General features: G+C 74.3%; 5 protein-coding genes. 3 read left to right on the plus strand and 2 right to left on the minus strand.

What is annotated here, in order from left to right; genetic code table 11:
* Nucleotides 1-138: 138 nt before the first annotated feature.
* Complete coding sequence (locus ACLQ2R_RS34570; RefSeq protein WP_425965621.1) at nt 139-1392, plus strand: PucR family transcriptional regulator; 1254 nt, start codon at nt 139-141, stop codon at nt 1390-1392.
* 90 nt (nt 1393-1482) lie between these two features.
* Here the strand turns inward: ACLQ2R_RS34570 and ccrA are convergent, their stop codons facing one another.
* Nucleotides 1483-2802, minus strand: a complete 1320-nt coding sequence (gene ccrA / locus ACLQ2R_RS34575) for a crotonyl-CoA carboxylase/reductase (RefSeq protein ID WP_425965622.1) — start codon at nt 2800-2802, stop codon at nt 1483-1485.
* Nucleotides 2799-9422, minus strand: coding sequence for an SDR family NAD(P)-dependent oxidoreductase (locus tag ACLQ2R_RS34580; protein WP_425965623.1), 6624 nt, complete (start codon nt 9420-9422; stop codon nt 2799-2801). Before ACLQ2R_RS34580 ends, ccrA begins: the two co-directional genes overlap by 4 nt.
* A 255-nt stretch (nt 9423-9677) precedes the next feature.
* On the opposite strand from ACLQ2R_RS34580, the gene ACLQ2R_RS34585 reads away from it, so the two are divergent.
* Together ACLQ2R_RS34585 and ACLQ2R_RS34590 are read left to right on the plus strand one after the other, a co-directional pair.
* Complete coding sequence (locus tag ACLQ2R_RS34585) at nt 9678-10802, plus strand: alpha/beta hydrolase (protein WP_425965624.1); 1125 nt, start codon at nt 9678-9680, stop codon at nt 10800-10802.
* A gap of 593 nt (nt 10803-11395) precedes the next feature.
* Nucleotides 11396-13300 carry a hypothetical protein gene (locus ACLQ2R_RS34590; RefSeq protein WP_425965625.1) on the plus strand — a complete coding sequence of 635 codons (1905 nt, stop codon included), beginning with the start codon at nt 11396-11398 and terminating at the stop codon, nt 13298-13300.
* Nucleotides 13301-13433 lie beyond the last annotated feature (133 nt).

Raw genomic sequence — 13433 nt, forward strand, 5'->3', positions numbered from 1 at the left:
CGGTCCGAGCCATACCAGCGCGAATGATTTTCCCGTCAGGCTCACCAGGTGTTGCATTCGAGACAAGAACAAGCGTTTGCTAATTGTCCGAAGTGTCAATTAGGTGAGAATCCGAGGCGCACTCCGACGGGAGGGTCTATGGCGACGAAGGAACACACCCGGATCGCTGCCGCAGTCTCGAACGGCCGCAAGGCAAGATCCCAGGACCTGTCCGACCAACGATTATGGCGCTCGGCCCCGGCCAACGCCGCCAAGCTCCTGAGGCCCGGCCTGGCCCAGGTCGCGCACCAGGTGATCGAGGAGATCACGGCACGGATCCCCGAGTACGCCCGCCCCGCCGACGAGAACTACATCAAGGTCATCCGGCTGGCCGTGGACGAGGCCCTGCGCCAGTTCGTCGACCGGATCGAGAACCCCAGCGCGCCGTGGGACCCCGACGTCTTCCGGACCATCGGGCGCGGCGAGGCCAACGAGGGCCGCAACCTCGACCCCCTGCAGACCGCGCTGCGCCTGGGCGCCCGGGTCGCCTGGCGGCGGCTCACCGAGCAGTCCGAGCAGCTCGGTCTCACCCCGCAGCACCTCTACGACCTCGGGGAGGCCATCTTCGTCTACCTCGACCAGCTCGCCGACGCCGCGGCCGAGGGGTACGACGAGGCCAGGGCCCGCGCGGCCGGTGAGATCGAGCGCCGCCGCCACCGGCTGATGGACCTGCTGCTCAGCCAGCCCCCCGCCTCTCCCGAGGCCATCGCCGACCTCGCCAAGGCCGCCGGGTGGCGGCTTCCCCGGATCGTGGCCGGGGTCGCGCTGGAGGAGCCTCGCGGCGGGCACCGTCCCCCCTCGCTGCCGCCGGACGTGCTGACCGGCCTCGACCGGCCGGACCCCTGCCTGATCGTCCCCGACCCCAGCGGTCCCGGCCAGGCGCAGACTTTGGAGATGGCCCTGCGCGGCTGGAAGGCCGCCGTGGGACCCGCCGTCCCGCTGTCCGCCGCCGCCACCTCGCTGCGCTGGGCGCGGGAGGCGCTCGACCTGCGACGGCGCGGCGTGCTCACCGAGCGGCGCGGCCTGCTGCGCTGCTCCGACCACATGGCCACGCTGATCGTGTTCAAGGACGAGGAGCTGGTCAGCGCGCTCACCGAGGTGCGGCTCGCGCCCCTGGCCCACCTGCGTCCCAGCCAGCAGGACCGGCTGGCCGAGACGCTGCTCGCGTGGTTGCGGCACGGCCGGGGCGCCGGCGAGGTCGCCGCCAGGTTGCACGTGCACCCGCAGACCGTGCGCTACCGCCTGCGGCAGCTGGAGGAGCTCTACGGCGACCAGCTCAGCGACCCGGACATCCGGTTCGAGCTGGAGATCGTCCTGCGGGCCCGGCAGTCCGTGACGGCCGGGACGGGCTGACCCGGGCCGCGGACCCCGCCGCGTGGCCACGACGACGCCCCGGTCCCGGGCGCGGGGCCGGCCCCGGCCTGGTCGTGCGGCACGGGACGTTCAGGCCGTACAGCCCCGGAACAGCCTGATGCGGTCCTCGCCGATGCGTTCCCTGAGCGCGTGGTCCTCGACGCCGAGGTCCTCGGCGGGGGCCAGCGCGAGCACGCCGACCTTGCCGACGTGCCGGTTGAGCTGCACGGCCCGGGCGGCGGCGCCGGTCTCGGCGAGCGGGTAGACCGCCGACAGGGTCGGCTGCAGCATGCCCAGCGACAGCAGCCGGTTGACCTCGTGGCACTCCTGGTAGTTCGCCCCGTGCGAGCCGACGATCCGCTTGAGCTTCATCCACAGGTGCCGGTTGTCGTAGGCGTGGGCGTAGCCGCTGGACGACCCGCACGTGACGACCGAGCCGCCGCGCCGCGCGACGTAGACCGACGCGCCGAAGGTGTCCTGACCGGTGTGCTCGAAGACGATGTGCGGGTCCTCGCCGACCAGCCGGCGCACCTCGGCGCCGAAGCTCCGCCAGGCCTTCTCGTCGTCGAGGTGCTCGAACCGCGAGCGGTTCACCACGTGCTCGCAGCCCATCCGGCGCAGCAGCGCGGCCTTCTCCTCGGAGCTGACCACCCCCACCGGGATGCCGCCGCCGTTGCGCACCAGCTGCACGCCGTACGCGCCGAGCCCGCCGGTCGCCCCCCAGACGAGCACGACGTCCCCCTGCTTCATCCGGGCCCCGCGCTCGCCGACGAGCATGCGGTAGGCGGTGGAGGCGCACAGCATGTTGCAGGCGGCCTCCTCCCAGGTCAGGTGCCTGGGCTTGGCGAGCAGCTGGGTGGCCTTGACCACCGCGAACTCGGCCATCCCCCCGTAGTTGGTCTCGAACCCCCAGGCGCGCAGATCGGCGCCGAGCATGGAGTCGGAGTGGGTGATCGGGTCCTGCTCGTCCACGTACGCGGGAGAGACGACGACCCGGTCGCCGATCCTCCAGTGCCGCACGGCGGCCCCCATCCGGACGACCACCCCGGAGGCGTCCGAGCCGAACACGTGGAAGTCCCTGTCGTGCCGGGGGTCCTGGCGCCCGAACCGCTCCAGGAAGGCGAACGTGGGGATCGGCTCGAACATGGCCGTCCACACGGTGTTGAAGTTCACGGCGCTCGCCATCACCGCGACCAGCACCTCGTCCGGGCCGAGCTCGGGCATGGGCACCTCGCCCACGTGCACGGAGGCGGTGATGTCCTTGTCCACCCCGTCCACGCCGTGCCTGCTGCGACCGAACATGCCGACCTCGTCCTTGCGGGTGTACGCGGCCCTGAAGGTCGCCGGGACCTCCAGCCGTGCCAGTTCCCGAGGGTCGGCACCGTCGGCGACGGCCTGTGCGAGGGTCATGTCCGGCCTCCAAGGTGAGCGGCGATGATGCCGACGTACGGCGGGTCGAGCAGGTTGAGATGGTGCGCGCCCGGGATCACGACGATCTCCAGGGCCGGGGCGAGCGGGCCGAACCCCCGCGAGGGGTCCTCGGCGTGCGCGTAACGGACGTCCTCCACCGCCCACGGGGTCGGCTCGGTGGACCGGTAGAGCACGACGCGCCCCGGGTAGCTCCCCGGCCGGTACGCCTCCAGCGCCAGGGTGTCCTCGTGCGAGGTGATCTGGTGGCGCAGGACGGCCGCGCCCAGCAGGTCCACCACCCCCGCCCCGGTCACCCGTTCCTCGACGAGCGCGAGCCGCCCCGCCTCGTCCAGGGCGGCCAGCTCGTCGCGGTCCAGGCGGACGCGCACCCCGTAGGTCGCCTCCAGGTAGGCGGCGAAGTCCGCGTAGCGCCCGGCCGCGATCTCCGCCCGCTCGGCCTCGGGCACCTCGTCGGGCAGGCCCGCGTCGATCATCGCGACCAGCTCGACGTCCTCCGCGCCGAGCCGCCGCGCGATCTCGAACGCCAGGACCCCGCCGAACGACCATCCCCCCAGCCGGTACGGCCCGGACGGCTGGACGCCCCGGATCTCCTCCACGTACCGGGCGGCCCGCTCCCCGACCCCCTCCCCGGGGCCGAACGCCCCCGCGCCCGCCGGTCTCTCCAGCCCGAACACCACCCGGCCGGGGCCGAGCAGTCCCGCCAGCGGCGCGTACACGCCGGTCGTCCCGCCCGCCGGATGCGCCAGGAACAACGGCACCGCCCCCGTGCCCGCGTCCTCGTCCGTGTTCTCGTCCGTGCCCGCGCTTTTGTCCTTGTCCGCGTTCCCGACCGTGCCGGTGCCCGTACCCGCGTGCCCGTTCGCGGGGGCGGGGGCGCGCCGGGCCGCCAGGAACGCGCGGGCGGCGGGCGTGAGCGGGCGGACCAGGCCCCGGGCGGCCTCCTCCTCGTCGATCTCCCGCACCAGGTCGGCCACCTGGGCACAGGTGCGCGCGCCGCCCGTCCCCTCGGCTTCGGCTTCGGCTTCGGCTTCGGCGAGCACGCGGCCGGTCTCCTCGCCGAGGACGTCGAGCAGGACCGGCAGGACATCGGGCGGGACCTCCTCGGTCACCCCCTGCTCCCGGCCGAGGATCCGGGTGAGCGCGGCGACGACCCGCCGCTCCGCCGCGTCCCTCGGCTCCACCGGCCGCGCCGGGGCCGCCGTGCCGCGCAGGCCCAGCTCCGCCGCGACGGACATGGCCACGTCCCCGAGCGTCGCCCCCTGCAGCATGGGCGCGGCGGGCACGGCCACGCCGAAGTCGTGCTCGATCGTGCCGCGCAGCCGCGTGGCCGCCAGCGAGTCCAGCCCGGCCTCGGTGAGCACCGTGTCCCGCTGGAGCCAGGCCACGTCGAATCCCAGCACGGCCGCCGCGCGCTCCCGCACCCTGCCGACCACCACCTCGATCGCCCGTGCGGGCTCCATGGCGGCCAGGGTCCCGGCGTCCGGCCCGCCGTCGCCACCCGCTCCTGCGTCCGTGTCCGCCAGGTCCGCGAAGTACGGCATGCGCGCGAGAGCGGGAAAGGCGGCGACGGCCTCGGACGTGTCCAGACGGAGCACCCCCGCCGCGTCCGCCTCCGCGAGGAGAACGGCCTCCAGCGCCTCGACGCCCTCGTCCCGGGTGAGGGGCGAGACGGCGGGCAGAGCCGCCCCGGTGGCTCCGCCGACCCCGGCCCAGGTGCCCCAGTTGATCGTCGTCCCCGGCAGTCCCCCGGCTCTGCGGAGGTCGCAGAGGGCGTCCAGCCAGGCGTTCGCCGTGGCGTACGCGGCCTGCCCCGGGGAGCCGAGCAACGCCGACGCCGAGGAGAAGGCCACCCACCAGTCCAGGTCCGCGTCCCGGGTGGCCTCGTGCAGTGCCAGACCGCCGTGCACCTTGGCCGACCAGACCCGGCGCAGGTCCCCCGGGCCCATGTCGGCGACGAGCCGGTCGTCCAGCGCGCCCGCCGCGTGCACCACCCCGCGCAGCCGCACCCCTCCGGCGATCACGGCGCCGACGAGCCGCCCGGCCGTCCCCGGGGCGGCCAGGTCACCGGTCGTCACCCGGACGTCGACGCCCAGGCCGCGCAGCCGCCCGATCTCGGCGATCCCCTCGGGCGACGGCCCCGACCGGCCGCCGAGCACGATCCGCCCGGCGCCCCGCTCGGCCAGCCAGCGGGCCACGACCAGTCCCAGGCCGCCGTACCCACCGGTGATCAGATAGCCCCCACCGCGCCGTACGACCCGCCCCGCACCTCTCCTTCGGGCCGGGGCGGGTCCGAGGACCGTGCCGTTCCCGGGCGCGGGAAGGGTGACGGCGTCGCCCGCCAGGCCGGGAGCCGCTGCGAGACGGGCGATGTGGCGGGTTCCCGAGCGCCAGGCGACCTCGTCCCCGGGACGGTCGCCCAGCAGCTCCGCCAGCAGGGACCCCGTGTCGTCGGCGTCCACCAGGCAGGCCCTCAGCCCGGGATGCTCGAAGACCAGGACCCGGATCAGCCCGCGCAGCGCGGCGGCACCCGGGTCGCCCGGTTCGCCGTCCAGGACGGCCTGTGCCCGGTCGGTGACGATCCTCAGGCGCGGCGGCACCCGGTCCGGCCTCTCGCCGGCCGGGCCGGTGAGGTCGCCTGCCGCCGGGCCGGTGAGGTCGCGGACGATTCCGGCGACGGTCAGGAGCAGTGCCTCGCTCTCCTGCGGCCTCATGCCGGCCGGGACCAGCACCACCACCTCGTCGCCCGCCGCATCCGGCCACGTGCCCGCCATGGCGTCCGTCGCCGGGAGGGGCAGCCCGCCTGCCGGTCCGTCCGTCACCGTGCCCGTCGCTGTGTCCGTCACCGTGCCCGTCACCGTGTCCGTCGCTGTGTCCACCGCCGGGAACGGCGGCGGGACCGGTTGCGAAGGCGATGACCCCGTGCCGGGAGCGGATCGCTGGGCGGGGACGAGAGAGGGGTGCGCGCGTTCCGGCGGCGAGGTTCCGGGCAGCACGAGAGCGCGGGCGGCATGTCCCGCTTCGAGGAGTCCCGCGACCAGGCCCGCGGCTCGCCGGTCCTCCCTCCCCGCCAGGACGAGCCAGCTCCGGCCCGGTTCTGCGCCGGTGTCGTGCGCCGGGCCCGGGCCGTCCTCCGGGTCCGGGATCCAGACGCGGCGCACGAGCTTGCCCGCCAGGGGGACCGGCACGGCGGTGGGCGGAACGTCCCTGACGAGCAGCCCGGACGGGGTGCCGTCCGCCCCCAGCCGCTCGACCTCGAACGGCATGCCGTCCGGGACGCGGAGCCGTCCGGCCAGCTCCGCCGGACTCGGTACGGCCGCGACCGCGGGCGAACCGGGGGCGACGCTCGCGGTCCCGTACCGGATCCAGGTTCCGGCGGCGTTCCTGGCGTCGATCTCGACCTCGCCGGACGGGGTGAGGGTGACGCTGACGGTGGCGGGCAACGGCAGGAGCGCGTCCAGCGTGACATCGGCCAGCGCGGCCTCGCCGTACACGGTGAAGGCCGCGGCCTGGGCGAGGGCCGCCACCGCGGCCAGCGGCATGACCGGCAGGCCGTGCGGTCGCCACACCGCCGGGTCCAGGCGCCAGGGGGCGTCCGACAGGTCCTCGAGCGTGGTCGTCCAGACGTGTCCGGCCGGGCTCTCGACGTGCACGCCGAGCAACGGGTGGGTGCCCGGCGGCTGCGCGGGAGGCGGGGAGGGGGAGAACCAGTGACGCTCGTGCCGCCAGGGCGAGGACGGGACATCCACGACCGTTCCCGAGAACGCCGGGAACGGCAGGGGCGGCGGAATCGGTGAGAGCAGTGAGGGCATGGCGACGACGGTGGTGGCGAGCTGGGTGCGGAACTCCTCGTCGTGTCCCCGGCGCAGCGAGTGGGTGATCACCGTCCCGGCGGGAAGGCTCTCGCGCAACGCCCCGGCCAGCACCGGATGCGGGCTGATCTCGGTGAAGAGCGTGTGGCCGTCCTGCGCGGCGGCCTGGATCGCGCCGAGCAGGCGCACCGGGCGGCGGATCCCGGCCGCCCAGTAGGCGGGCTCGAAGGCCGGCACCTCGCGAGGATCGGCGAGCACGGTCGAGTAGAACGGGAGTTCCGGCCTGCCGCCCGCGATGCCGTCCAGGGCCTGCCGGAGCCGCGGCAGCAACGGCTTGACCTGCGGCGAGTGCCCGGCGCCCTCGGCGGTCAGCACCCGGGAGAGCAGGCCGCGCGCCCCGACCTCGGCGGCGAAGGCCGCCACCCGGCCGGGGTCGCCGGTGACGACGCACTGCCTCGGCGAGGAGTACACCGCGACGTGCAGATCGCCGGGGACCTCGTCGGCGGCCACCTCCAGCACTGCCATCGCGCCGCCGCCGCCGAGCGTGCCGAGCAGCGCGGCCCGGCGGCAGATCACCCGGACCGCGTCCCGGACGCCGATCCCGCCCGCGACCACAGCCGCCGCGACCTCGCCCATGGAGTGCCCGACGACCGCGGCGGGCCTGATCCCGTACGCCGCCCACAGCCGGGCCAGTGCCACCTGCGTCGCGAAGACGACCGGCTGCGCCGTGGCCACCCCCCGCGCCTCCGACCCGCTCACGACGAGCTCGCGCAGCCCGATGCCCGCCTCCTCGGCGAACAGCGGATCCAGCTCGTCCACGGCGCGGGCGAAGACCGGTTCCTCGCGGTACAGGCGCGATCCCATGCCCGCCCACTGCGAGCCGTACCCGGAGAACACCCAGACCGGCCCGCGCCCTCCGGTCACCGCCGCTCCGGTGACCCCCGCACCGTCACGGACGGCCCGCAGCCCCGCGGCCAGTTCCTCCCGATCGGCGGCCACGACGGCGGCTCCGGCCCGGCCGCGCCCGGCCCGGCGAGCGAGGGTGTGCGCGATGTCGCCGAGCGCGGTTCCGGTGTCCGAGGGGACCCATTCCGCGAGTACCCCGGCGTGGGTCCTGACCCGCTCGGGGGTGGTGTCGGTGAGCAGGAAGACCCGGGCGACCCGCCGGTCGTGACCGCGTTCCCCGGCCTGTTCCCGGCTCTCTTCCTGAACCTGTTCCCGGGTCTGCTCCCCGGACTGTTCCCGGGTTCGATCCCGGGGAGCGGGGCCGAGCACGGCGTGGGCGTTGGTGCCGCCGAACCCGAAGGAGGAGACCCCGGCCAAGGGGTACCCGTCCGGCCACGGGGTGGGGGCGGTGACGACGGCCAGGTGCTCCCAGGAGATGTGCGGGTTGGGCCGGTGGAAGTGCAGGCTGGGCGGGATCACGCCGTGGTGCAGCGCGAGGGCCGTCTTGATCAGGCCGGTGACGCCCGCTGCGGCCTCCAGGTGGCCGAGGTTGCTCTTCACCGAACCGAGGAGCAACGGCGTCGCGCGATCCCGGCAGAGCGCGGCGGCGACGGCGCGGGCCTCGATCGGGTCGCCCAGGAAGGTGCCCGTGCCGTGCGCCTCGATGTAGCCGGGACTGCCCAGACCCGACCAGACGGCGCGCAGAAGCTCCTCCTGCGCCTCGGGGTTGGGCGCGACCAGGCCGTTCGACCTGCCGTCCTGGTTGACCGCGGTGGCGTGGAGCAGCGCCAGGACCCGGTCGCCGTCACGCCGGGCGTCGGAGAGCCGCTTGAGCACCACGACACCGCAGCCCTCGGCCCTGACCATCCCGTCCGCCGAGGCGTCGAAGCTCTTGCAGCGCCCGTCGGGCGCGGTGCCCCCGCCCCGGTCGAACGCCACGGTGACGACCGGCGAGAGCAGCAGGTTGACCCCGGCGGCGACGGCCAGGTCGCTCTCGCCCGACCGCAGGGCGCCCACGGCCAGGTGGGTCGCGACCAGCGAGGACGAGCACGCCGTGTCGACCGCGAGGCTGGGCCCGCGCAGGTCCAGCAGGTAGGAGAGCCGGTTGGCGGCGATGCTGAACGCCGCGCCCGTGGCCGTCCAGGCGTCGACCCTCGCCGCGTCGGCGGTGGTCAGGTGGGCGTACTCGTTGCCGGAGATGCCGACGAAGACGCCCGTACGACCGCCGCGCAACGACCGGGGCGCGATCCCCGCGTGCTCCAGCGCCTCCCAGGCCGTCTCCAGCAGGAGCCGCTGCTGCGGGTCCATGGTCTCGGCCTCACCCGGGGCGATGCCGAAGAACTCCGCGTCGAACCCGGCCACGTCGTCCAGGAAGCCGCCGTGCGCGGTCGTTCCCGCCAGGACCTCGGCGGTGCGGGGGGATCCGTCGTCGAAGTGCTCCCAGCGCCCCTCGGGCACCCGGCCGACGGCGTCTCGGCCCGTCATGAGCAGCCGCCAGAGGTCGCCGGGACCGTGTACGGAACCGGGCAGGCGGCATCCGGCGCCGATCACCGCGATCGGCTCGCCGGAGACGGCCGGCCTCGCCTCTCGGGCGCCGGTCGTCTCGCGGGGTACGAGCCCCCGGGCCAGCCGGTTGATCGTGGGGTACTCCCAGACCAGCGTGGGTCCGAGCTCGCGTCCGAGGAACACCTCCAGTTCCCCGGCGACCGCGACGGCGTCGCGCGAGGAGAGACCGAACTCCTCCAGGGGGCGGTCGGGGTCGACGTCCGCGAGGGGCAGGCGGCAGCGGGCCGCGATACGCCCCGTGACGAAACGACGGATCTCGTCCTCACCGAACAGGTCCACGCGGCGGCTCCAAGAACACCCGGGGTGGTCGGCAAACTTACCCAGACGTATCCGCATAAAGGAGCCATGACAGACCACAATCCACTTCGGCGTTTTGTAACGGGCGTGATAAGGGTCTGTATTTGTCGATATTTGTGGTTAAGACGCAAGTCACAGCGCTGTTTCGTTGCGAACGCTCATAGCCGAAAGGCGACCGTCCGACCTAGGGTCGCCTCTGCCACGGCCCCTGTCGTCAGGCCGGGCGGAGGAATGACCATGCGACCTGCTCGACGCGGACTCCCGGCGCTGGTGGCCGTGCTGACCCTCGGATCCCCGATGGCCGCGCACGCCGATCGCACCGAGACCCCGCACGCCGAGCCGTCCGCGGGCCGGAGCCCGTGGGGGCCGTGGCCCGCCGCCAAGCCGGGCCGCGCGCGGGTCGTCAAGGAGAACTGGCTCGGCCTGCGCATGGTCGACCTGCACATCTCCTCCCCCTCGATCAAGGCGACCCTCCCGGTCCGCCTGCTGTTGCCGAACGGGTGGGCCAAGAACGCGGACCGCACCTGGCCCGTGCTGTACCTGCTGCACGGCGGCGCCGACGACTACACCGCGTGGACCCGGATGACCGACATCGCGGCCATGACGGAGGACATGGACGCGATCATCGTGATGCCCGAGGCGGGCCGGGCCGGCAACTACTCGAACTGGCACAACAACGGCAGGAAAGGCGCACCGGCCTGGGAGACCTTCCACACCTCCGAGGTACGCCGCCTGCTGGAGACCGGCTACCGCGCCGGGAGCCGGCGAGCGGTCGCCGGACTATCCATGGGCGCGTACGGCGCGATGAAGTACGCCGCCCGGCACCGCGGGATGTTCCGTTTCGCGGGCGCCTACAGCGGCGTCATGTCCACCCGCCTGCCGGGCATCCCCGAGCTCATCATGAACGCGCAGGCCGCCGAGGGGCAGGACCCCAAGGCCCTGTGGGGCGATCCGATCAGGAACCGCGGCGTCTGGAGGGCCAACGACCCGGCGCACCACGCCCGCAACCTGCGCGGCGTGCGCGTCTACATCTCCAGCGGTACGACCAGCCGCCTCGGCGAGCTCGACCCGCCCGGGGTGCCGTGGAACCCGGCCCACCTCGGCGAGCCGATCTCGGCGTACACGGCCAGGCACCTGATCGCCAAGCTCCGCCTGTACGGCGTCAGACCCACGGTGCACCTGTACAGGAACGGCACCCACACCTGGCCGTACTGGAAACGGGAGTTCGACCGGTCGTTCCCGATGATCCTGTCCGCGCTGGGCCTGGAGGGGGCCGCGGCGAACGGTGAGGAGACGGCCGCCGCGTCCCGGCAGGGGAAGGGAGGGGACGGCGGCTCCCAGAACCTGCTCGGCGGAAACTGACCCCTACGTCGATCCGTCGGTCCGTCGCTCCGCCTGTCCGTTTCTCCGTTGTTTCGCCGGTCCGTCGACCCCTCGGTTCGTGATCCGTCTCTCCCTTGCTCAGTCGCTTCGCGATCCCTTGCTCCGTTGCTCCGTTGGCCCGTTGGCCCGTTGGCCCGTTGGCCCGTTGGCCCGTTGGTCACGGTTCCAGGCACCCTTCATGGTGAGAAGTTGACTCTCCGTTCAACGAACAATAACTTTGGGTAGTCACATCAGCACCCGGTGTGACAGGGGGATATGTGCCGTGAACGCCCCGGACGGGGCGGGTCCCGGCCTTTTCCGGAGGCGGTCCCGGGTCTCGTGGTCCTGGACCGTCGGCCGCGCCGCGATCCGCGTCTTCGCCGTGCCCCGCAGGATTCCGGCCGGAAGGTGATCCGGCCGTTCTCCGCCGATCACACCGGGGACCGTCCGCGTCCGGGGCCCGGCCATGCCGGGCGGACGCGGCGGCGCCACTCACAGGGGAAGAGGCCCAGCAGTCGATGAGGAGATCATCCAGCGGCCGGGCAGGGGACCTGCCGCACGGGTCGCGCGGGGCCCGGCATCCGGTGACCGTCATGGCCGAGCAGATGACCGACGTCCTGCTCGACCTCGGCTACCGCGTCACCGAGGGGCCCGAGATCGAGGCGGAGTGGTTCACCCACGTCTCCACCGGCACCCTCGACCTTCCTGGCACCCTCGGCCCACCCGGTGCCTTTGATCCACCCGGTGCCCTCGACCTGCCCGGCGCCCTCGACCTGCCCGGTGCCCCCGGCCTGCCCGGCACCCGCCCTCCCGTCCGGGTGCTGCGCGTACGAGATCCGACGGGGTCCGGGCGGGGGGCAGGACTCGTGCTGCGCGCCCACACCGCGCCCCTGCGGGTGCGGGCGATGCTCGGCTCCTCACCTCCGCTCCGCGCCGTCTGCGCGGGCCGCCTGTTCCGGCCGGGAGCGGCCGGCGCCACCCATGGCCCGGTGTTCAACGAGGTCGGGGGGATCGCCGTCGACCTGGGTCTCACCGCGGTCGACCTGAGGAAGACCCTCGACCACCTCGCCGCCTCGGTGTTCGGTCGCGGCACCGTGACCCGGCTCCGTCTCCCGCGTCCGGCCCACGCCGAGCCACCCGCGAGGACGAGCCCGGGGACGGACGTGCGGCGGCCCCCGGAGAAGACCTCGAAAAAGACCTCGGGGACGGACCCGGAGGGGAACGTGGGGACGGATCTGGAAAAGGCCCCGGAGACGGACCCGGACGGGGACGTGGGGACGGACCTGAAGATGGACGTGGAGGTGCGGTGCCCGGTCTGTCACGGCGTACCGGAGCCGCCGCGCGACGATGCCGGCGCGGACCCGTGCGGGACGTGCGGCGGCGCGGGCTGGGCGAGGTGGGGACGGTGCGGCCCCGTCCACCACCGGGTGCTGGCGACCTGCGGCGTCGACCCGCACCGGTACGGGGCGTTCGCCTTCGGCCTGGGTGTCGAGCGCACGCTGATGCTCCGGTACGGGTTGCGGGACGTGCGCGACCTCGTCGACGGCGACGTCCGTCCCCTCCTGCGGATGAGCGATCCGCGGACGGACGACCCCCCGCCCGGCGGCGTCCCGCGGCCCGGTCCCCGCCCGCGGGCCACGCCCGGCGCGCGAACACCACCGGGCTTCCGGGGCACGCCGGGCCCGCGAACGCCATCGGACACGCGGGACACGCCCCCCTCGGCGGCCGTGCCGGCCGCGCGGGCCGTACCGGACATGGAGACCATTCCCCTGACGCGGGCCGGTCTCGGCAGGAGGAGCACACCGGGGAACGGCACCGGCGGGAGGCTCGGCCGGGCACAGGACCTGTGGCGGCGGATCGGGCACGCGCTCGCGGACGCCGGATACGTCGAGACGCCGCGCCTCCCCTTCGTCTGCGACGCCGCGTGGGACGCGTTCGACCTGGCGTCCGGCGACGCGCGACGCGACGCGCCCGTGCTCACCGACCCGATCGATCCCCGGGAGCGGTCGCTGCGCACCACGCTCCTTCCCGGGCTGCTGGCCGCGCTGGCCCTCAATCTCGCCCGGGGCAACCTCGAACCCGCGCTCTTCGAGCAGGGGACGGTCTTCATGCCCCTGCCCGGCACCGGCCCGCCGCTCTCACCGCCGCTGGACCGCCGCCCCACCGACGATCAGCTCGCCGCGCTAGAGGCCACGATCCCCGCCCAGCCGCGCCATCTCGCCGTGGTCCTGACCGGTGAGTCGTCCTGGGCCCGCGCGGTCGACGCCGCGCGGACGGCCGCGCACATCACGGGGGCGGGCCTGGTCACCCGCCCCGCCGTGTACGCGCCCTGGCTGTCCGGGCGCTGCCTGGAACTGCTCGCCGCCGGGACCGTCCTGGGTCACGCGGGCGAGTTGCGCGCCGGTACGGCACGAGCCCTGGGCCTTCCCGCGGGAACGAGCGCCATGGAGCTCGATCTCACCGCGATGGAACGTCTCACCGGCGGCCGGGCCGGGTGACGGGACGGCGAAACGTACCGGACGGCCGACACGTACCGAGGAGTACGTCCGACGGTGCGACGACCGGCACACGCCGACGACGCGACGGGCGGCGCGCGTCGGCCGACGCGTCAGGCGGTGACGTCAAAGAGTG

The organism is Streptosporangium sp. DT93 (assembly GCF_049844535.1).
Lineage (GTDB): Bacteria > Actinomycetota > Actinomycetes > Streptosporangiales > Streptosporangiaceae > Streptosporangium.